Here is a 21,429-nt window from a genome sequence, read left to right as displayed (position 1 = left end):
TACCGCATACGCGCTGAGCTGAGCGTTCAGCTCAGCGCGTTGTCGGAATTGAGAAGTAGCGATGAACGAGTTTCTTGAAGAAAACCTGGGCACCCTCGTCACTACCGCTGGCACGGTTGTTGAGGGAAAGACCGCTGTAGCTCCCGAAGTCGTCCGTCGTGCGCGACGACGGATAGATGTCGACGACCTCTTTGAGGGCGTGCGAGCTGGGAACCGCACTAAGTTGGCTCGGGCGATCACGCTGTTGGAGTCGACTGCTCCGGCGCATAAGGTGCTGGCTCAGGAACTACTGGTGAAGTTGCTGCCATTTTCCGGAAAGGCTATGCGTGTCGGTCTTACCGGTGTCCCCGGCGTCGGTAAATCAACCACGATTGAAACCCTTGGGCTGAAGTTGATCGAGGAGGGCCACCGCGTTGCAGTGCTGGCCATCGACCCGTCGTCAACGAAGTCCGGTGGTTCGATTCTGGGCGATAAGACCCGTATGTCCCGGCTCTCGGCCGCGGATGAAGCCTTCATCCGTCCGTCGCCTTCTGCGGGCACGCTCGGTGGTGTCGCCAAGGCAACGCGTGAGGCCATGGTGGTGCTCGAAGCCGCAGGCTACGACATTGTCATCGTCGAGACTGTCGGCGTCGGCCAGTCCGAGGTCGCGGTGGCACAGATGGTGGATACGTTTGCGTTTCTGGCACTCGCCGGCGCTGGTGACCAACTCCAGGGCATCAAGAAGGGTGTGCTGGAAATGGCCGACGTGATTTCTATCAACAAGGCGGATGGTAAGAACCTGCGCCCGGCAAAACGCGCTGCGCGTGACCTGATGACCGCCATGAAGATGGTGCGTTCCTCAGATCAAGTCTGGACTCCACCGGTGCTGACTATGTCGGCATTGGAAGACGACGGCATCGACAAGTTCTGGCAAGCCATCGAAGACCATGTCGAGGCTATGCACGAGAATCATCTCTTCGATGAAAACCGCGCTAACCAGCAGATTAAGTGGATGTGGTCCATGGTGCACGAAACGCTCTTGCAGCGACTCAACACCAACGAGGCTGTGCAGATAGAGAGTTCCCTGGTGGAAAAACAACTCCGCTCGGGGCAGCTCACACCGACGCTCGCTGCCCAGCGCATCATGGAGGCATTCGACAAAGGAAGGGCACCGAACGCCGGGCTCGACGATTAGGTCCTGAACAACGTAGCTCCCACCAGCGAGTCCAATTCCTAGCCGCGCGGATGGGAAACTAGCAGCGTCAAAGAGAAGCAACCCTGCGATCACTTATCGGAGTCTGTCCGGTTGGGTCGCGGGGTTTTCGTCGTAAAGCGAGCGTATCCGTGTGCGCCTACTGACCGCGGTGATGGGGCGGATCGCTGTAGAGAGTGTGTTCGGCGAAGTGGAGAGCGTTGACCACCAGGTTGGTGAGGTGCTCGTCGGGCTGAGAATAGAAGCTAGACGTGCCCTCCTTGCGGGCCTGCACCATATTGGCCATGCGCAACTTCGCCAGGTGCTGAGAAATCGCGGGAATGGGGCGATCGAGCGCACTAGCGATGGCGGTGACGGTCATCTCCCCGTCACGAAGGAGTGACAGGATGGAGAGACGCGTCTTGTCCGCCATCAACTTCAGTACGTTAGTGGCAACGTCGAGCTCGGTGCTCGTAGGAGCCTTCTCAGTCATTTGGAGGGGTAAGTCCTTTCGAAGTCGACATGCCAAACACTTAGTATGTTCAATAAGGTGAACACTACTACGTATTGATATCAGTATTCAATTTCAGATGTCACAATAAGCTGTCGCAAAAGAGGGGAGAGCGCTCCTAAGGGACAGCGACCAAAGGTACTGAAAATTCCTTCAGTAATATCATCTGCATGGATTGGTTGATGAGCGCCTTCCCATGGCTGGTGGAGGACTTAACGTGGTGGCAAGTACTATTCTTCGCGCTCGACTACACGATTAAGTTCATCGCGATTGGATGGGTGCCGGAAAACCGAAGCCCATCGGCTTCGACGGCGTGGCTGCTACTGATTCTGCTAATTCCATTTATCGGCCTACCTCTGTTCCTCTTCCTGGGCTCGCAGCAGATCACGGGCCGCCGGCACGAGGTACAGGCACTGGCACAGGAGCTCATTGCGGAACGTACCGAGCATCTGCCCGACGTACCGGACGATGCCAAGATAGAAGATGACGTTGTCAACGTATTCAAGCTCTCGCGTCAGCTCACGGGAATGCCGGCAATTGCCAGCGCGGAAAAGGGACTTTTCACCGAATTCGATGCCTCCATTGACCGCATGATTGAGACCATCGATGCGGCTCAGAGATCTATCCACGTGCAGTCCTACATCTTTGCACTGGATTCCAGCACGGAGCCTTTCATACAGGCTCTCGAGCGCGCGCTCGACAGGGGACTAGAGGTCAAGGTACTGGTCGATCCAATTGGTTCGTGGAAATACCCCGGCTACTACAAGCTGAAAAAACGCCTGAACCAGTCCAAAATCTCCTGGCACCCAATGCTGCCCGTGAGCTTACTGAAGCTCACCTGGCGCCGCCTGGATCTGCGTAATCACCGCAAGCTCGTAGTGATTGATGGCGACATTGTATTCATGGGCTCGCAGAATTTGATTGAGCCCGAATATCAGAAGAAAAAGAATCATAAGATCGGCCGCCGCTGGGTGGACACATGGATTGAGCTCGAGGGCGATATTGCGCTGGCCTTCGACGCAATTTTTGCGGTTGATTGGACCAGCGAGCTATACAAGACCCCAGATGCCACCAGGAACTATTCACTCCACACCACTGAGGTCAACGACAACTACAACGTGGTCCAGGTGCTGCCGTCGGGTCCGGGCTTCAGCACGGAGCCGAACCTGCGCGTGTTCAATAACATGATCTACCAGGCGCACGAGCGGATTATCGCCGTCAGCCCGTACTTCGTCCCGGACGAGTCCATGCTCATGGCGCTGACCTCCGCCGCATATGGAGGTATCGACGTTCAGCTCTACGTTAACGAAGAGTCCGATCAGTTCATGGTCGGCCACGCGCAGCAGTCCTATTACCAGGCACTGCTAACCGCTGGCGTGAAGATTTATCGCTATCCGGCGCCTGCCGTCCTGCACTCCAAGTTCATGGTTATCGACGACCGCATGGCCATGTTCGGCTCGTCCAATCTAGATATGCGCTCCTTCGGCCTCAATTACGAGATCACGCTTCTTTCCGCCGCCGGTTCCATCGTGGACAAACTGATCACGCTTGCCGACGAGTACCGCGACAAATCCCTCCTGCTCACCCAGGAGGAATGGAATGACCGCCCCCTTCGCCAGCGCTACCTGGACTCTGTTTTCCGCTTGACCTCGGCGCTGCAATAGGGCACTACCATAGAGGTCCGCCAGAAAACACAAAAATCCCGAGAGCTGCATTTACTGCAGTTTCTCGGGATTTATCTTGTGTCCGGAGGGGGACTTGAACCCCCACGCCCGTTAATAGGGCACTAGCACCTCAAGCTAGCGCGTCTGCCATTCCGCCACCCGGACCGGGTAGGAAGCACTTCCGTGCTGACCTGTGATACTGTATCCCGACTACATAATGAAACACAAATTGGCAGGTCATCGTGGTATTAAGGTGCCAAACCGGGGTGTAATTACATCTCCGTTGTTAGCCCCGCATCCGCCTTGGATTCACGCTGAGAATCCGGCACTGAGGATAGGCAGTCTGGCGAAGTCCCTGCAGCGCGCTCATAAAGTAGGCACACTGGTAGTTATGACTACGAATTCCAACGACACCACAAACAACGCTACAAATGCTCCGGTTTTCCCGGGCCCGGATCCGTACGCACCGCTGAAGGATTTGCCAACCTTCGAGCTGTCCTCGCCAGATATCAAGGACGGCGAGAAGATTGCGGATGAATTCCGCGCTCCGTCGAATGTTTCCCCGCAGTTGGATTGGGCCAATCTGCCGGAGGGCACGAAGTCCATTGCCGTGACCTGCTTCGATCCGGACGCCCCGACCGCTTCGGGCTTCTGGCACTGGGCTGTGTTCAACATTCCAGCGACCGAAAAGGGTCTACCACAGGGAGCTGGCTCCGAAGACAGCTCTAAGCTGCCAGACGGTGCTATCCAGCTTGTCGGCGACTCTGGCATGCGTGGTCACTACGGAGCTAACCCACCGGCGCAGCATGCCCCACACCGTTACATGTACGCGGTGCACGCGGTCGACGTCGAGAAGCTTGATGTTCCGGAAGATGCGACGCCGACAGTGCTTGGCTTCAACCTGTATTTCCACTCGATTGCGCGTGCCATCATCACGCCGTGGTGGGAGAACGTCGGGGAGTAGGGATACGACGCCCACACGGGCAACTCAACCGCCCGGGCACGCTACTCATACAGAAAACCCCGGGGCCAGCGCCTTCATGGCAGCAGGACCCGGGGTCGCGTGTTTATTGGATTAAAAAGCCTCAACGGCTCTCAGCAGTTAACCACGCCACGGTAGGCCACAGCCGACAGCCTCCGAAATGGAGTAGAAGCCCTGAGCTCGAATCTGGCGAGCCAACCCTTGGTGAATGTCACGAATCCAGTCTGGACCGCCATAAATCAACGGTGTGTAGCCCTGCAGCAGGGAAGCACCGTTGGCAATCCGTTCCCATGCCTGCTCAGCAGTCTCGATGCCGCCGACGCTGATGAGAACAAGTTTGTCTCCGACGCGCTCGTGCAGCAGCTTCAGTACCTCTAGTGACCGAGCTGCCACAGGTGCACCCGAGACTCCACCGGCACCCATCTCCGCGACTTTATCCGCGGGCGTACGCAGGCCCTCGCGAGAAATGGTGGTGTTGGTTGCCACAATGCCCGCCAGCCCCAAATCAACAGCCAGGTCAGCAACTGCAATGACATCCTCGTCGGAGAGATCAGGAGCGATCTTGACCAGCACCGGCGAGTCGGTCTCCTCAGTCACCGCTGCCAGAATCGGCCGCAGGGACTCTACCGCCTGAAGGTCGCGCAGCCCCGGCGTGTTCGGTGAGGAGACATTGACAACCACATAGTCCGCCAAGCCTCCGAGCTGGCTGGCCGATTCTCGATAGTCATCGACGGCCTCTTCGAGCGGAGTTACCTTGGTCTTGCCAATGTTGATACCGATGACGTCGTCGCTGCGACGCGCCCGCAGGTTCTCCGCTACAGCGGCGGCACCGGGGTTGTTGAAACCCATGCGGTTCAAGATGGCGCGGTCTTCCTTCAGGCGGAACAGACGCGGGCGATCATTGCCCGGCTGCGGCTTGGCAGTCACGGTTCCCAGTTCCGCGTAGCCAAAACCAATGGGTCCCCAGCAATCCGGGGCAATAGCAGCCTTGTCGAAGCCCGCGGCGAGCCCCAGCGGACGCGGGAAGTCCACACCGAACACGGTTTGACGCAGCACAGCATCGTCAACAACGAGTAGCTTGCTCACCGCCCGCTGAAGACTCTCCGACTTCTGCAGCCCCTTCAGGGTCTTCGAGATGGCCTCGTGAATCTGCTCTGCCGGGACCTGGAACATTGCCTTTAGCGCGAGTTGATAGGACTTGGCGCGAAGTTTCGAAGGCATCTACTTAGTCTCTCCCTCGGAGTCGTCTGCTCCCTTGGTGTCACCTGCACCGGTCGGTAGTTTATCGGCTGGCTCCCGAACCGACATCTCCTCACGGATTTTCTCTGCATCCTGCTTGAAATCAGCAATTGCCTTATCGACGTCCGCGGAGTCAAAAATCTGAGCCCCGTCACCGGTAGCTGAGAAGACGCCAATTTGACCATCCTCGGTGGCAACAATCGACTGCGGGTCTGCAACCGTGTTGATGTCCGCGACCTTGACTGGGGTACCCGAGCTGATGTCGTAGCCAGTCAGCTTGTTCACCTTCGTCGAAGTCACCCAGACAATTCCGCGCGATTCATCGACTGCTACCGCCCACGGGGCCTCCGGAGCCGGAGCTGCCTGGTGGAGCCGAATGACGTCAGTGGCAGTGTAAATAAGCAGCTGGCTGCCCTTGGTGTCTGCGGCAGCGATGGCATGGTCACCGGACGCCACCTTGCCGACGCCAATGCCCGCACGCAGCGCAGAGCCAGCACGAGACTCATCGAGCTTGAGCTCATGCACCGAAGTTTCCGGGCGGTTGACCTCTAACAGCTTGACGTCCGCGTCATTGTCCGCTTTGGGAATCACAGCGAACTGCGAACCGTTATTGGCAGCCTTGAAGTCACTGGCCAACTCGCCGTCAGCGCCGAACACATCGACCACATTGCTATCCGCATGGGCACCGATGATGCGGCCGCCTTCCAGGCCAACTGCGGCGGAGTAGTTGGTGCCACGGCCAACAACGGCCGTTTCCGTAGCCTGGTCAGTAATGACATGGATGCCATCTTCACACGGCAGCAGAGCATTAGGGCCGCCCGGCGCGAGCTCGCCACACTTCGCGTCCAGCTTCATCGAACGCTCGATTGGGTTATTCAGCGGACCGGCAAAAATCTTGTCCCCGGCCTTCAGGACAACTCGATCGCCGACCAGCACGGCATCAGTGATGCCCTCATCGATCTTTTTGGCTTTCCCGATAGCAGTATCGGGAGCAGCGGGTGAAGCGGCCGGTACTGGCGTGGCGTTGCCCATTCCGGCATCGATGTCTCCTTCCACATCGGAGGAGCACCCTGCCAGGACCACTGCGCTAGCGGAAAGCCCCGCTAGAAGGGAGGTTATGACACGTCGACGACTGTTTTCACTCACGCTATAGAAACTACCACCCCGGCCGGATTACTTTGTGGACGCCTCCAGCCGTGGGAAGTTCTCGCATTCGTTGCGCTTTATAAGCCTTTATAAGAATGCGGTTACTGATTACAGCGTGACGTCGTCAAGCGCGTTGCAAATCTGCGGTGGCAGCGTGAGTTGTTCGGCGGTGAGGTTTTCGCGTAGCTGAGCGCGGTCTCGAGCGCCAACGAGGATCGAGGTGACGCCCGGCCGATCGCGCGCCCAGGAAACCGCTGCGACGGCAGCACTGACGCCGAGCCCCTTGGCTGCGGTGGTCAGCGCACCTGCGACCGTGACGCCGCGTGTGTCGAGGTAGTCCTGTACCTCTGCGTCCGCGTGTTCGGAAGCAGCGCGGGAGTCCTCCGGAATGATGTGTTGGTATTTGGCGGTCAACACACCTTGGGCCAGTGGGGCGCCACCGATAAAGCCGAGACCCAAATGCTCACAGGCGGGCAGCAGCTCAGCCTCAGGGCTTCGCTGGAGCAGCGAGTACTCATGCTGTGCGAACACCGGAGCGATTCGATTCGCGGCGGCATGCGTCACCGCTGCTTGCCATCCGCTGTATCCACGCAGTCCGGCGTAACGTACTTTCCCAGTACGTACAGCCCATTCCAGGGTGTCGGCGACCTCTTCCGGTGGGGTCAGCCCATCCCAGTAGCCGGGCGACCACAGATCAATGTGTTCGACGCCGAGGCGTCCGAGCGTATCGTCGAGGTCCTTTTGCAGTGTCTTACGCGAGCAGTCCACGCGCCTGCCGACGGGCCGCTCGGGGTGTATGCCAGATGCGACCGAAAGCACCAATTCGTCGGCAACGCCGCGCTTTGCGATGACTGCACCCAGCATGTCGGCAACAGTGTCGCCGCCGTGGAGTGGGGAAGCATCGACAAGGTTGCCTCCGGCGTCGAGGAAGTCCGTCAGGATGCGTCCGGCCTCGTCTTGCCTGGTACCCGCACCCCAGGTGGCCGTACCCAGCCCCAAGGCGGAGACGCGTAAACCGCTGTTGCCCAGAATTCGTTGTTGCACGATTTTTACTTTAGGACACCTGTGTGCGGTCGCGGGAAAGCTTCCGCGGGAGAGGTCTCGCTACGGCCGCGCCGAAACCTCGCTATAGCCACAACACAAATCGGACGAGTAGCCTATACACCCGTGACTATCATGACGACACTAAGCGCCTCAGCGGATACTGCTGCCGATACCGCCGGCACCGGTATGACCTGGGCGCAGACGATCATCCTTTCCGTAGTGCAAGGTCTAACGGAATTTCTCCCGGTGAGTTCCTCGGGGCACCTGCGGATTGTCTCTGAGCTGCTGTGGGGCCAGGACGCCGGCGCATCCTTCACCGCTGTAGTACAGCTCGGCACCGAATTGGCTGTGCTGGTGTTCTTCGCCAAGGACATCTGGCAGATTCTCACTGGCTGGTTTGCCGGCCTGTTCAATAAGGAAGCACGCGGTTTCAACTACCGCATGGGCTGGATGGTGATTGTCGGTACACTGCCGATTGCCATCATCGGCGTGCTGGGGAAGGATCTCATCCGCGACAACCTGCGCAATCTCTGGATTACAGCCGCTGTGTTGGTGCTTTTCTCCTTTGTCTTTATCGCCGCAGAGAAGTTCGGCCGTCGTGAGCGCAACTATGAAGAGCTGACCATGCGAGATGCCATCGTCATGGGTTTCGCGCAGTGTCTGGCGCTCATTCCGGGGGTGTCGCGCTCGGGCGGTACGGTGTCTGCCGGCCTGTTCTTGCACTTGGATCGAGAGGTTGCAACGCGCTTTTCCTTCCTGCTGGCTATCCCCGCTGTTTTCGCTGCTGGAATTTTTTCGCTTCCAGACGCGTTTGACCCTGCGGCGGGACAGGCCGCTAGTGGTGCGCAATTGGCCATCGGTACGCTGATTGCCTTCGTCGTCGGTTATGCGTCTATCGCATGGCTGCTGAAGTTTGTGTCGAACCACTCCTTCGCTTGGTTCTCCGCGTACCGCATCCCGGTCGGTTTGATTGTTATGGTGTTGCTCGGCTTCGGCACGATCAACGCTGTTTAGTGAGGTAGTGAGTATTTCATGCATTCGTGGCCCCAACCACAGGTTCCCAGTCTCGGCGATGCGCGCTTCGATGTGTTCAACCGCGCCAGCAATGCAGGTACGGCGCATTCGCTTGACGACGAAAGCTCAACATCGGTACCCTTACGCCTCTACGACACCGCGGATCAGAAGGTCTCCCAGGTGGAAGCGGGGCCAGAGGCGACTATGTACGTGTGTGGCATCACGCCCTATGACGCCACACACCTGGGGCACGCGGCAACGTACCTCACCTTTGATTTGATCTACCGCCAGCTGCTGGACAATGGGCACTCGGTGCATTACGTGCAGAACATCACCGATGTCGATGACCCGTTGTTCGAGCGTGCGGAGCGCGATGGGGTGGACTGGCGCGAGCTGGGCACCTCGCAGATTGATTTGTTCCGCTCGGATATGGAAAACCTGTCGGTGATTCCGCCGCGCGACTACATCGGCGCCATTGAGTCCGTCGATGAGGTCGTGGAAATGGTCGAGAAGCTACTGGAGAACGGCTCGGCCTATCAGCTCACCAATGACGAGTACCCGGATGTGTACTTCCGCAAGAGTGCCACCGAGAACTTTGGCTACGAATCCAATTATTCGGCAGAGCAGATGGCGGAGTTCTTTGCGGAGCGCGGTGGCGACCCGGATCGCCCGGGCAAGGAAGATCCGCTAGACGCGCTGGTGTGGCGTGCTGCTCGCCCTGGAGAACCAAGCTGGAACGCCCCCTTTGGTGCGGGCCGTCCGGGTTGGCATATTGAGTGCTCGGCGATTGCTACCAATCGCTTGGGTAAGAGCTTCGACATTCAGGGCGGTGGCTCTGACCTGGCGTTTCCACACCATGAGTTCTCGGTGGCTCACGCTGAGGCCGCTACTGGTTGTGCACGCATGGCTAGCCACTACGTTCACGCGGGCATGATTGCGCTGGATGGCGTCAAGATGTCCAAGTCGCTGGGCAACCTCGTCTTTGTCTCCAAGCTGGTGGCCGCCGGCGTGGATCCGAGTGCGATTCGTATTGGCGTGTTCGCCAGCCATTACCGCTCTGATCGCGATTGGTCGGACGAGGTGCTGGAGGCGGCCAAGGCACGTCTCGAGACCTGGCGTGCGGCTTGCGCAGCTACTAAGACTGCCACCGATGAGAAGGCGGTGAGCGCGGCAGCGGCACTGGTTGCCGATGTGCGCGCAAGCCTGGCCAATGACTTGGATACGCCGGCTGCTCTGGACGCTATCGATGCCTGGGCTGCGGAGTGGTCCTCGGCTACCGGCAACAAGGCAGAAGCTGGCGCAGCAGAAGAGGCCGCAGAAGCTGGCACAGTAACTGGCGCAGCCGGCGCCGGCGAATTTGTCGCCGCCGCGCTGGACGCGCTGCTTGGCGTTAAGCTTTGATCATGAGCAACTCAGACATGTCTGCAGTCGAAGTAACGAAAGAGAACATCGATAAACTAGTTGCCGATTTGCGCATGTTTGCCACCGGCAGCTACCTGCAGCCCGAGGAACGCGAGTTCTGGGAGCCACTTTTTGACGAAGCGGTAGCCGACCAGGTCGGGGAAGTTCTCCGCGAGGCCGCCGCTGGTATTGATCAGGCGGCGGAGCTGGCCGTCGATAAGCGAGAAGAAGCCGCGACGCAGGCGGTAGAGAACTGCCTACAGCGCGTGGCTGCGATTGAGCATGAGCACGGCGGCTCGATTTTTGACGAGGAGCTCGACGAGATTCTCGTGATTATCAATTCCGCAACGAAAGCTGTCGGTTTGGACCTGCCTGCGGTGAAGGCAGAAAGCTACTTCGAGATGGAATAACCAGCCCGATTAACGGCGCGATTATGAAAGTAGACTAAGGTGTCTACTTATGACTGATCGCCACTCTTCCGAGTTCCTCACCGCACTGCACAGCCGTGTACTCATTGGCGACGGCGCCATGGGTACCCAGCTGCAGTCTTTTGACCTCGACGTTGACGCGGACTTCCTCGGCTACGAGGGCTGTAATGAGATTCTCAATGACACTCGTCCCGACATTATCGAGACGATTCATCGACGCTATTTCGAGGCCGGCGCCGACCTGGTCGAAACCAATACCTTCGGCTGTAACTTCCCGAACCTCGCGGATTACGACATCGAAGACCGTATCCAGGAACTAGCGCACAAGGGCACCGCAATCGCCCGCAAGGTCGCTGACGAAATGGGGCCGGGGCGCGAGGGCATGCGACGCTTTGTCCTCGGTTCGCTGGGCCCGGGCACGAAGCTGCCGTCTTTGGGGCACGCTCCGTACGCTCAGCTTCGCGACGCTTACACGGAGGCCGGACTCGGCATGATTTCTGGTGGCGCGGACGCGTTTTTGATTGAAACCTGTCAGGACTTGCTGCAGGTAAAGGCGGCCGTCAACGGTGTCAAGGCCGCTATGCGACAGACTGAGAAGAAGATTCCGATCGTCGTCCACGTGACTGTCGAGACCACGGGCACCATGCTGATGGGCTCGGAGATTGGTGCAGCCTTGGCAGCGCTGCAGCCGCTGGGTATCGACATGATTGGTCTGAACTGTGCAACGGGTCCGGACGAGATGAGCGAGCACCTGCGCTACCTGTCCAACTTCGCCTCGATCCCGGTATCGGTGATGCCGAATGCGGGTCTACCAGTGCTGGGTAAGAACGGTGCGACCTACCCGCTGACCGCCCCAGAGCTGGCCACTGCACTGCGCGGCTTTGTTGAAGAGTTCGGTCTGGCAATGGTCGGTGGCTGCTGTGGTACCACGCCGGAGCATGTTTCCGCTGTTCGCGACGCTATTACCGGTGCTGGCACCTACGCCGAGCAGGGCCCAGCCGTTAAGGCAGAACGCCCATCGACGGATCCGGACGCAAAGCCCATCGATGAGGTCGCTTCTCTGTACTCGGCAACCCCGCTGACGCAGACGACCGGCATCACCATGATTGGTGAGCGCACCAACGCCAACGGCTCCAAGGCTTTCCGCGAGGCCATGCTGGCCGGTGATTGGGAGAAGTGCCTTAACACCGCCCGAGGTCAGGTCACCGATGGCGCACACATGATTGATCTGTGTGTCGACTACGTGGGTCGCGACGGTCGCGATGACATGGCAACCCTGGCATCTCAAATCGCCACCTCGGTGACCTTGCCGGTCATGCTGGACTCTACGGAACCGGAAGTTCTTAAGACTGGCCTGGAGCACCTCGGTGGTCGCTGTGCGGTCAACTCTGTGAACTTTGAAGACGGCGATGGCCCTGAGTCGCGCTACCAGCGTATTATGCGCCAGGTTGTTGAGCACGGTGCTGCCGTGGTCGCTTTGACTATCGACGAAGACGGTCAGGCGCGTACGAAGGATAAGAAGGTTGAGATTGCCGAGCGCCTCATCGCCGACATCACCGGCACGTGGGGACTGCGCGAGCAGGACATTATTGTCGACTGTCTGACTTTCCCGATTTCCACTGGGCAGGAGGAAACTCGCCGCGACGGCATCGAAACCATCGAAGCCATCCGCGAACTTAAGCGTCGCCACCCGAACGTGCACACCACGCTCGGCCTGTCCAACATCTCCTTCGGTCTGAACCCGGCGGCTCGCCAGGTACTCAACTCGGTATTCCTCAACGAGTGCATCGAGGCCGGCTTGGACTCCGCCATTGCCCACAGCTCCAAGATCTTGCCGATGAACAAGATCGACGACAAACAGCGCGAAGTCGCTCTCGATATGGTCTACGACCGCCGTCGTGAAGCGGGACACCCTGACGGGGAGTACGACCCACTGCAGGTCTTCATGGAGCTCTTCGAAGGAGTCTCCGCCGCTGACGCTAAGGACGCCCGGGCCGAGAAGCTCGCCGCCATGCCGCTGTTCGACCGCCTGGCGCAGCGCATCATCGACGGCGAGCGCACAGGTATCGAAGCTGACCTCGATGAGGGCATGAAGGAAAAGGAACCCCTGGCGATCGTCAACGAAGACCTGCTACGAGGTATGCAGACCGTTGGTGACCTGTTCGGTTCCGGTCAGATGCAGCTGCCATTCGTGCTGCAGTCGGCCGAGACGATGAAGGCCGCGGTGAGCTACCTCGAGGGCTTTATGGATGCCGAGGATGCCACGGGCTCCAAGGGCTCGATTGTGCTGGCCACGGTGAAGGGCGATGTCCACGACATCGGCAAGAACCTGGTGGAGATTATTCTCTCCAACAACGGCTACACCGTGCATAACCTGGGCATTAAGCAGCCGATTGCTACGATTTTGTCCGCAGCTAAGGAACTGGATGTCGATGCCATCGGCATGTCCGGTCTGCTGGTGAAGTCCACTGTGGTGATGAAGGACAACCTGCTGGAGATCAACTCCGCCGGTGATGCCGCCCGCTTCCCAGTGCTGCTCGGCGGCGCCGCGCTGACGCGTAGCTACGTGGAAGACGACCTGTCTGAGCTTTACCACGGCGATGTCTACTACGGCAGGGATGCCTTCGAAGGACTGCGCATCATGGATGAGCTGATGGCAGCTAAGAAGGGCCTCGGCCCGGACGAGAATTCGCCTGAGGCCATCGCCGCCCGCGAAAAGAAGGAAGCTCGCCGCGCCCGCCGTGAGCGCTCAAAGCGGATCGCCGCGCAGCGCGCCGCCAAGGCTGCTGCTGAAGCCCCCGAGGTGCCGGAGCGTTCCGACGTCGCCGCTGATGTCCCCGTTGCGACACCGCCGTTCTGGGGAACCCGCATCGTCAAGGGTCTGCCTCTCGACGACTACCTGACCACTCTCGATGAACGCGCTCTGTTCATGGGACAGTGGGGCCTGCGCGGCACCCGCGGCGACGAGGGACCGAGCTACGAGGAACTGGTCGAATCCGATGGTCGTCCACGCCTGCGCGCATGGCTGCAGCGCCTGCGCGCCGAGAACATTCTCCAACATGCGGCTGTCGTCTATGGCTACTTCCCGGCAGTTTCTGAGGGCGATACCGTCCACGTACTGCCGCTGCCGGCGGAAGGGGAGCAGCCTGACCCCACGGCCGAGCCAGTGGTGTCCTGGACCTTCCCGCGTCAGCAGCGCGGTCGCTTCCTGTGCATTGCTGACTTCATTCGCTCGCGCGAAGATGCCATCGCCGCAGGGCAGACCGACGTCATGCCGTTCCAGCTGGTGACCATGGGACAGCCCATCGCTGACTTCGCCAACGATATTTACGCCAAGAACGAATACCGCGACTACCTGGAGGTTCACGGTATCGGTGTGCAGCTCACCGAGGCGCTGGCCGAGTACTGGCACCAGCGCATTCGCTCCGAGCTCGCGTTCTCCGACGGCACAAGTGTTGGCGCGGAAGACTCCGACGATACCCAGGACTTCTTTGACCTGAAGTACCGTGGCGCTCGTTACTCCTTCGGCTATGGTTCCTGCCCGGATCTGACCTTCCGTCAGGGCATGATTGACCTGCTGCAGCCGGAGCGCATCGGCGTGGAACTCTCTGAGGAGCTCCAGCTGCACCCAGAGCAGTCCACCGATGCGTTCGTGCTCTACCACCCGGAAGCGAAGTACTTCAACGTGTAGCTTCGCGTTATCCCTGCGGTCGCACCAGCAAGGTCTGCATGCTGCGGCCAATGGGGCCGTGCACATCGTAGAGCTCGCCCGCAGTCATGCCGATTCCGTCCGGACCGATGGAACCGCGGGCGGCGATGCCAACCCAGCCGCCGTCTTCCGGCTGCGACTCCGATTCCGCCGACTGCTCCGATGGGCCAAGCTGGGGGAGTCGGTGCAGGTGAACCACTAAGTCGGTATTCATAAACGCCCACTGATGCGGGCTCAGCGTGGCTCCGACACCGTTGGCGGTATCGGCTACCTGCATGACTCGCTCCACCGCAGTCGGCTCCTCCCCGAGCACGATTGGGTATGTCGCGCGAACCCAGTGAATCTGCGTCTCGGCCAGCTCTTCCGTCGCACCTGCGCGGGCTTCAATCGATTCGATGTAGCCGCCACTCCAGTCGTCGGTAAGCGGAATGTACTCGGCGCTACATTCCTCGGGCCCGGGCACCTGCTTGTCGAATGCACGCTCAATATCCCGCGTATCCGCGGTGGCCATCATCCACGCGGACGCGGTGGCAACGGGCCACCAGGCACCCTTGACGTCGGCAAGCAATTCGGCTTCGATCTTGGCGATCTGCCGCCCCGGGCGCGAGACCCATGACCGCGCGCGCAGCTCCGTGTACGGTACAGCCGACAACAGATCCACGGCGATGCGAGTAATACGCATTCCCTCGCTTTCCAGGCGCCTGCGCTCCAACATGCGTGTCAGCAGCGCCGACGGTGGCGCACCGTGCTGAAACGGCCCCCACGCCCCGTAAGTGAAGCTGGTGGGCATGAAGCGCTCGTAGCTGAGCTCGCCTTCGGTGACCGCGCCTAACGGAATAAAGTACGCCTCGGGCTGGTCGATTGCCTGGGCGAGTGAATCTTCAGTGGTTGTCATAGCGAGTCGATGCCTTTCATTCGCGCGGGACACGTTCATGCGGTGGTTGCATGCAGCACCGCAACATACTTTCCTTTCTAAAACTCTAAACCCAAATCCGGCGGCTTTGCTGACATAATCGCTAAATGCTTGTTTGCCTGGCATAGTCGCATGGTGTGAAAGCAATTTTGTGGGACATGGACGGCAGCCTCATCAACACGGAACCCCTGTGGGAGATTGCCACGTACGACCTCTCGGAATTCGTAGGCCGTCGCCTGACTCCGGAGTTGCGCATGCAGTGCGTCGGCAACACTCTCTGGGACACGCTGTCGATTTGCGCTGATCATGCGGGACGCACGCTTGACGACGAGCTGTTTTCCTCGGGCTCCCAATTCGTCGAAAACCGCTTCACAGAATTGGTTCTAGAACATGGGGTGGAGTGGCGCCCGGGTGTGCCGGAGATTTTGGACCAGGCCCGAGCTGCTGACATTCCGGTGGTGTTGGTGACCAATACTCGCCGACACGTGGCGCAACCCTGCATTGATGTCATGGGGGAGCAGCACTTCGCGGCAACAGTGTGTAGCGATGAGGTGGCCAACGGCAAGCCGGCGCCGGATCCGTACTTGCGTGGCGCAGAGCTCGTCGGATTTGCGCCAGAGGACTGCCTGGCTATCGAAGACTCCTCAACCGGGGTGCGCTCTGCACTCGCTGCGGGATGCACGGTGGTGTGGAATCCAATGCCGGATGTGAGCGTTTCGCAAGCTGATGTGGAGACGCTAGTACCCCCCGGCGCGCTTCATTTCGGGCAATTTGGATACCTCGAATTTGGGCTTATTGCGGGCTGCTTTCGCGGGCGAGTAGACGACATGGAACAATAGACCAGGTGAAGAACTTTGATGACCTGTTTGCAGAGCTGAAGGAAAAAGCACAGTCGCGCCCCGAGGGATCGGGCACAGTCAAGGCGCTAGACGCTGGTGTGCATTTCCAGGGCAAGAAAATTGTCGAAGAGGCCGGTGAGGTCTGGCTTGCAGCTGAGCACGAATCTGACGAAGCCCTCGCAGAGGAGATTTCGCAGCTGTTGTACTGGCTGCAGGTGGTCATGGTCGGTCGCGGGCTGAGCCCCGAGGATGTTTACAAGTACCTGTAGGAGAAATCAACACCATGCTGCGTATTGCCGTGCCCAACAAGGGATCGCTGTCCGAGGCGGCAGTCGAAATCCTGAAGGAAGCTGGTTACCCGGGTCGAGGCGACTCCAAGAGCCTGACCATCCACGACGAAGCCAACGAAATTGAGTTTTTCTTCCTTCGCCCGAAGGACATTCCCATCTATGTTGGCAACGGTCATCTGGATTTGGGCATCACAGGCCGCGACCTGGCCGCTGACTCGCTGGCTCCGGTCGATGAGGTTCTGAATCTGGGCTTCGGTGCCTCGACTTTCCGCTACGCCGCCCCAGCCGATGAGGAGTGGACCGTAGAAGCTCTGGAGGGCAAGCGCATTGCCACCTCGTACCCGAATCTGGTGCGCGAAGACCTGAAGGCTCGCGGCATTAACGCCACCGTCATTCGCCTTGATGGTGCAGTGGAGATTTCCATCCGCTTGGGAGTTGCCGACGTTATCGCCGACGTTGTCTCCACCGGCCGCACCCTGCGTAAGCAGGGGTTGAAGCCATTCGGCGATGTTTTGGTCAGCTCTGAGGCAGTTGTTGTCGGACGCAAGGGTGTGGAGGTCACCGAGGAGCAGCAGGTGTTCCTGCGTCGTATGACCGGCATTCTGCATGCCAAGACGTACTTGATGATTGACTACAACATCCGTGCGTCCGCGTTGGAAGAGGCATCCAAGCTCACCCCGGGCCTATCTGGCCCGACCGTGTCGCCGCTGGCTAACGAGGATTGGGTAGCAGTTCGCGCGCTAGTCCCGAAGGCAGAGGCCAACCCGCTCATGGATGCCCTGGCAAAGATTGGTGCCGAGGCAATCTTGGCCTCGAATATCCGCATCGCGCGTATCTAGTGGAAGCTTGACCTGCTCAAGGGGTGAGGTGGGGGGGGAGGACCAACCAGCTCGAGTGGGGACGCCATCTCGCGCCGGGAGCTGACCACTGCATTTTCACATCCACCTACCTCGACGTAGGTAGTAGGCTTAGCACTAAGCGTGCGCACGGCGTTAGCCGTACTGACATAGTCCCCTTATGCCGGAAAAGCGGCAGCTGCGCCAGCGCTGTAGTTTTGACGGTGTAACCAAGCAGCACCACCAATTGTGGTTCACACGAATTGTGGTTCATAAGACTGCGCCTACGAGAAGGGATTATGTCCATATGTCCGCAACGCGTACCGAGGTCGACTTGCTTGGATCGATGGAGGTTCCAGCAGAGGCTTACTACGGCATCCACACCCTGCGCGCAATCGACAACTACCAAATCTCAGGCAAGACCATCAACGATGTGCCCGAATTCATTCGTGGCATGGTGATGGTGAAGAAGGCCACGGCCATTGCCAACCAGCGCGTCCACACGCTGCCCAGCGATGTTGCAGACATCATCGTCGCCGCATGTGATGAAATCCTGGAAAAGGGACGCTGCATGGATCAGTTTCCAATCGATGTCTTCCAGGGTGGAGCTGGCACCAGTCTCAACATGAACACCAACGAGGTCATCGCTAACCTCGCGCTGGAACTGCTCGGTCTGGAAAAGGGCCGATACGACGTCATTCACCCCAACGATGATGTCAACCAGTGCCAGTCAACCAACGACGCCTACCCAACGGGTTTCCGTCTTGCTATCCACATGTCACTGCTGAGCCTGCAGAAGCACTTCGATTCCCTGGTTGAGGCCCTACATGCTAAGGGTGATGAATTCAACGACATCATCACAATGGGCCGCACGCAGCTGCAGGACGCCGTTCCCATGACCCTGGGACAGGTTTTCCACGCATTTGCCCACAACCTTGAGGAAGAACAGGAGTCCATCGCAACTGCGTCGGCACGCCTGCTGCAAATCAACCTGGGAGCAACCGCTATCGGTACCGGTGTGAATGCGCCGGCGGGTTACCGCGAGGCCGTGACCCAAGCGCTGCGTGAGGTCAGTGGTTTTAAGGTGACCTCTGCGAAGGACCTAATTGAAGCCACCAGCGATACCGGCGCCTACGTCAGCGTGCATGCATGCCTGAAGCGCGCAGCCATGAAGATTTCCAAGATGTGCAACGACTTGCGCCTGCTGGCATCGGGTCCACGAGCCGGACTGAATGAAATCAACCTGCCGGAGCGCGCCGCTGGCTCCTCGATTATGCCGGCAAAGGTCAACCCGGTAATTCCGGAGGTCGCGAACCAGGCCTGCTTCAAGGTCTTCGGCAACGACGTGACTCTGACCTGGGCAGCCGAGGCCGGTCAGTTGCAGCTAAACGTGATGGAGCCTGTCATCGGCGCATGTCTCTTCGAGTCGATTGAACTGCTGCGCAGCGCCACCGACACTCTGCGCGACAAGTGCATTACCGGCATCACCGCTAACCCGGAAGTGTGCCGCGGCTATGTGGAAAACTCCATCGGTATCGTGACCTACCTGAATCCGGTCATTGGCCATCACGAGGGCGATATGGTCGGCAAGGAAGCCGCTCGCACCGGCCGCTCCGTCCGCGACATTGTCCTTGAACGTGGGCTGATGGACGAGAAGGAGCTCAACCACGTCCTGAGCACCGAGAACCTCATGCACCCGGAATATCGGGGTAAGCGCTACGTGGCAGGGGAGTCTCGCCTCGACGATTTGTCCTAAGCGGCAACAAGCCTAACGAGTGACTTTTCGCAGATACACATGTTAGTTGCCGTCCAAATCTTTATCGTTCTAGCAGCGATCCTCCTTGGAGCGCGTCTAGGTTCAATTGCTATCGGATTCGCCGGTGGGCTGGGCGTTTTGGCGCTCGGCATCACCGGGGTGCCAGTTACCAAAGATGACATCCCCTTCGATGTCATCGGCATCATTATGTCGGTAATAGCGGCAATTGCCGCTATGCAGAGGGCCGGAGGCATGGACTATCTCGTCCACATTGCCGAACGGTTGTTGCGCAAAAACCCGCGACACATCACCTACTGGGCCCCGGTTGTCACCTACCTGATGACCCTGCTCGCCGGCACCGGCCACACCGCATTTTCCACCCTCCCAGTTATCGCCGAAGTATCCAAGGAAGGAGGCGTTCGCCCGTCCCGCCCGCTGTCCGTGGCGGTCATCGCATCTCAGTTGGCGATTACGGCATCACCCATTTCAGCGGCTGTAGTGCTCATGGCTTCGCTCATGGAACCCCGCGGCGTTGGTTATCTCACACTCCTGGCGATTCTCATTCCTTCGACGTTCCTCGCCATCCTTCCGACCGCCTTTGTCACGAATCACCTAGGCAAAGAGCTTGACGACGATCCGGAGTATCAAAGCCGCTTGGAAAAGGGGTTGGTCTCTAAGCCACGTGGCCAGATGAGCGAATACACACCAACCAAGTCGGCCAAGTGTTCGGTGGCGATTTTCCTTCTCTCGATTCTCGCAGTGATGGTCTACGCGACCATCAGCACTGAGCAGGTCGGTCTCATCACTGATCCCACGCTTCCACGAAACGAGGCGATCATGTCAATAATGTTGACCGCCGCTACCGTTATCGTGCTTGCCTGCAAGTTGGACGCGGCAACGATTTTGAACACCCCAGTGTTTAAATCGGGCATGTCCGCCAGCGTCTGCGTTCTCGGTGTGGCGTGGCTGGGAACCACAATTATCAACCACTACATCGACGACATTAAGACCGCGTCCGGCAGCCTACTGACCACGATGCCGTGGATGCTGGCAATCGTGCTCTTCTTCGCGGCCGCTTTGCTCTACTCGCAGGCGGCCACTGCAAAGGCCATCATGCCCGCTGCGCTCGCGGTGGGAGTTTCTCCCATCACTGCCGTTGCTTCCTTCGCAGCGACTTCCGCGCTATTCGTGCTGCCTACTTACCCGACGCTCCTTGCCGCGGTGGAGATGGACGACACCGGCACCACCCGAATTGGCAAATACGTGATTAACCACTCGTTTATCATCCCGGGCACTTTATGTATTGCCCTGGCTGCCGCGTTTGGTTTCGCTTTCGGCAGCGTGCTGTTGTAGCGGGGGTCTACCTAAAACACCGCATAGAGAAACTGACTAGGTTTATGACAAAAACTGAACAGTTAATTTCATTCACCCGTTATAAACCTAATCAGTAACTCTTACTGGCGCCGTTCCCGCCGACGGCGGCACCCGCGAAAGCTAACATCCCTCGAGAGCCACCGCCATCGAGAGCCACCGCCATCCGCAACTTTTACTCAGCGCCACCGTCACCGACGGCGCCTGGCCAGCCGGGGTACTCCGGCGTGACGCCGCCGTAGGCAGGGCACATCTCCTGGAAAGAACACCACCCGCAGAGTTTGGACTTCTTCGGCACAAAGTCACCGTTTTCACCGTCGCGCACGATCGCCGACCACAAGTCGGCAATCTCCGTTTGGAAAGCCTCTAATTCTGTCGCATTGGGGCTCAGCACCAGGTCATCGGCAACCTTCAGGTACATCAACCGCAGCTGTTCCGGGATATGACCGGTGAGTCGCCACCACACCAGCGCATAAAAACGCATCTGGAAAAGTGCTTCATCCTGGAAGCGAGGAGAAGGCTTCTTGCCCGTCTTGTAGTCGACGATGCGGACCTCACCAGTCGGGGCGATATCGACGCGGTCGATAAAACCACGAAGTGGCACCGACAACGGCACGGTCTGATCCGCATCCGGATCAATAACTAGCTGAACGAACTTTTCCATCTCGGCCGCATCAAACCCCATGGGATTTTCCATCATGAAGTAGCCCTTGAGCAGGCCGCGGCATTCGACAAGGAAGTCGTAGTAATCATTCTCCGGAACTAGCTCAATCAGTTCCTCGTCCTTTGCACGCATGTCCTCCCAGGTCGGCTTCAGGCGCTTCACCGCCGCTGGGTAAGTGCGTTCTTCACGGGGCCAGGCATGCATCTGTTCGAGCACAGCATGTACCAATGTGCCCTTGACCTGCGCGACGGTCGACGGCTCCGGAATCTTGTCAATCGCACGGAACCGGTACTTCAACGGGCACTGGCGGTAGTCATTAGCTCTCGACGGCGACAGCGCCAACTTAGAGCGGCGGGAGGGCTGAACTGCTGACTTAGAACTTTGGGCATTGTCGGGCATACTAGCCAGGTTAGAGTACTGCCCGGATTTGGCTGCACCCGACACATCCCGC

General features: G+C 58.9%; 18 protein-coding genes and 1 tRNA gene. 12 read left to right on the top strand and 7 right to left on the bottom strand.

Translation table 11 applies throughout. The features are described 5' to 3' along the window. Positions 1-61 precede the first annotated feature (61 nt). The gene (meaB, locus tag HMPREF2651_RS07055; protein WP_038625439.1) at positions 62-1,174 is read left to right on the top strand and encodes a methylmalonyl Co-A mutase-associated GTPase MeaB; all 1,113 of its coding nucleotides are present in this window, start codon (positions 62-64) and stop codon (positions 1,172-1,174) included. A 157-nt stretch (positions 1,175-1,331) separates the two neighbouring features. Here meaB and HMPREF2651_RS07050 read toward each other — a convergent pair whose 3' ends face one another. Beyond that, the gene (locus HMPREF2651_RS07050) at positions 1,332-1,664 is read right to left on the bottom strand and encodes an ArsR/SmtB family transcription factor (protein WP_038625442.1); all 333 of its coding nucleotides are present in this window, start codon (positions 1,662-1,664) and stop codon (positions 1,332-1,334) included. A 188-nt stretch (positions 1,665-1,852) separates the two neighbouring features. On the opposite strand from HMPREF2651_RS07050, the gene cls reads away from it, so the two are divergent. Then, on the top strand, positions 1,853-3,346 hold the full coding sequence (gene cls, locus HMPREF2651_RS07045) for a cardiolipin synthase (protein ID WP_080972837.1): 1,494 nt from the start codon (positions 1,853-1,855) through the stop codon (positions 3,344-3,346). Between the two features lie 79 nt (positions 3,347-3,425). Here the strand turns inward: cls and HMPREF2651_RS07040 are convergent. Next, a tRNA-Leu gene (locus HMPREF2651_RS07040) sits at positions 3,426-3,511 on the bottom strand. Positions 3,512-3,737: 226 nt separating this feature from the next. Between HMPREF2651_RS07040 and HMPREF2651_RS07035 the strand changes: the two genes are divergently transcribed. Next, positions 3,738-4,310, top strand: a complete 573-nt coding sequence (locus HMPREF2651_RS07035) for a YbhB/YbcL family Raf kinase inhibitor-like protein (RefSeq protein ID WP_038625444.1) — start codon at positions 3,738-3,740, stop codon at positions 4,308-4,310. A gap of 138 nt (positions 4,311-4,448) precedes the next feature. Here HMPREF2651_RS07035 and HMPREF2651_RS07030 read toward each other — a convergent pair whose 3' ends face one another. From HMPREF2651_RS07030 to HMPREF2651_RS07020, 3 genes are all read right to left on the bottom strand, one after another. Further along, positions 4,449-5,549 (bottom strand): quinone-dependent dihydroorotate dehydrogenase, encoded by a 1,101-nt coding sequence (locus tag HMPREF2651_RS07030; protein WP_049181033.1) that lies wholly within the window; start codon positions 5,547-5,549, stop codon positions 4,449-4,451. Further along, positions 5,550-6,713, bottom strand: coding sequence for a hypothetical protein (locus tag HMPREF2651_RS07025; protein WP_193393890.1), 1,164 nt, complete (start codon positions 6,711-6,713; stop codon positions 5,550-5,552). It lies immediately after the preceding gene. Between the two features lie 108 nt (positions 6,714-6,821). Then, positions 6,822-7,757, bottom strand: coding sequence for an aldo/keto reductase (locus HMPREF2651_RS07020; RefSeq protein WP_038625448.1), 936 nt, complete (start codon positions 7,755-7,757; stop codon positions 6,822-6,824). 132 nt (positions 7,758-7,889) lie between these two features. Here HMPREF2651_RS07020 and HMPREF2651_RS07015 point away from each other — a divergent pair, with 132 nt between their 5' ends. The 4 genes from HMPREF2651_RS07015 to metH are packed head-to-tail and all read left to right on the top strand — an operon-like array spanning position 7,890 to position 14,291. Beyond that, a complete protein-coding gene (locus HMPREF2651_RS07015) occupies positions 7,890-8,771 on the top strand; it encodes an undecaprenyl-diphosphate phosphatase (protein WP_038625450.1) in 882 nt (293 codons plus the stop codon). Between the two features lie 18 nt (positions 8,772-8,789). Further along, on the top strand, positions 8,790-10,172 hold the full coding sequence (gene mshC, locus HMPREF2651_RS07010; protein ID WP_049181035.1) for a cysteine--1-D-myo-inosityl 2-amino-2-deoxy-alpha-D-glucopyranoside ligase: 1,383 nt from the start codon (positions 8,790-8,792) through the stop codon (positions 10,170-10,172). Positions 10,173-10,174: 2 nt separating this feature from the next. Then, entirely contained in the window at positions 10,175-10,582 is a 408-nt protein-coding gene (locus tag HMPREF2651_RS07005) for a hypothetical protein (RefSeq protein ID WP_038625453.1), read from the top strand. A gap of 49 nt (positions 10,583-10,631) precedes the next feature. After that, positions 10,632-14,291 carry a methionine synthase gene (metH, locus tag HMPREF2651_RS07000; protein WP_049181036.1) on the top strand — a complete coding sequence of 1,220 codons (3,660 nt, stop codon included), beginning with the start codon at positions 10,632-10,634 and terminating at the stop codon, positions 14,289-14,291. A gap of 7 nt (positions 14,292-14,298) precedes the next feature. On the opposite strand, the gene HMPREF2651_RS06995 is transcribed toward metH, so the two are convergent. Then, positions 14,299-15,204, bottom strand: coding sequence for a thioesterase family protein (locus HMPREF2651_RS06995; RefSeq protein WP_048734210.1), 906 nt, complete (start codon positions 15,202-15,204; stop codon positions 14,299-14,301). A 155-nt stretch (positions 15,205-15,359) separates the two neighbouring features. Here HMPREF2651_RS06995 and HMPREF2651_RS06990 point away from each other — a divergent pair, with 155 nt between their 5' ends. The 5 genes from HMPREF2651_RS06990 (at position 15,360) to HMPREF2651_RS06970 (ending at position 20,296) form a co-directional block, all read left to right on the top strand. Further along, on the top strand, positions 15,360-16,061 hold the full coding sequence (locus HMPREF2651_RS06990; protein WP_239663046.1) for an HAD family hydrolase: 702 nt from the start codon (positions 15,360-15,362) through the stop codon (positions 16,059-16,061). A 5-nt stretch (positions 16,062-16,066) separates the two neighbouring features. Next, positions 16,067-16,330: a phosphoribosyl-ATP diphosphatase gene (locus tag HMPREF2651_RS06985; RefSeq protein ID WP_005510825.1), complete on the top strand. Its 264-nt coding sequence runs from the start codon at positions 16,067-16,069 to the stop codon at positions 16,328-16,330. Between the two features lie 14 nt (positions 16,331-16,344). Next, a complete protein-coding gene (gene hisG / locus HMPREF2651_RS06980) occupies positions 16,345-17,190 on the top strand; it encodes an ATP phosphoribosyltransferase (RefSeq protein WP_038625460.1) in 846 nt (281 codons plus the stop codon). A gap of 304 nt (positions 17,191-17,494) precedes the next feature. Then, a complete protein-coding gene (gene aspA, locus HMPREF2651_RS06975; protein WP_049181037.1) occupies positions 17,495-18,943 on the top strand; it encodes an aspartate ammonia-lyase in 1,449 nt (482 codons plus the stop codon). 39 nt (positions 18,944-18,982) lie between these two features. Then, positions 18,983-20,296: an anaerobic C4-dicarboxylate transporter gene (locus HMPREF2651_RS06970; RefSeq protein WP_049181038.1), complete on the top strand. Its 1,314-nt coding sequence runs from the start codon at positions 18,983-18,985 to the stop codon at positions 20,294-20,296. 193 nt (positions 20,297-20,489) lie between these two features. Here the strand turns inward: HMPREF2651_RS06970 and HMPREF2651_RS06965 are convergent, their stop codons facing one another. Beyond that, positions 20,490-21,377 (bottom strand): RecB family exonuclease, encoded by an 888-nt coding sequence (locus tag HMPREF2651_RS06965; protein WP_049181039.1) that lies wholly within the window; start codon positions 21,375-21,377, stop codon positions 20,490-20,492. Positions 21,378-21,429 lie beyond the last annotated feature (52 nt).

This window comes from Corynebacterium sp. HMSC063A05 (assembly GCF_001809695.1).
Taxonomy (GTDB): domain Bacteria; phylum Actinomycetota; class Actinomycetes; order Mycobacteriales; family Mycobacteriaceae; genus Corynebacterium; species Corynebacterium amycolatum.
The sequence above is the reverse complement of the archived record's forward strand: the minus strand, read 5'-3'. Positions and strand labels throughout refer to the sequence as shown.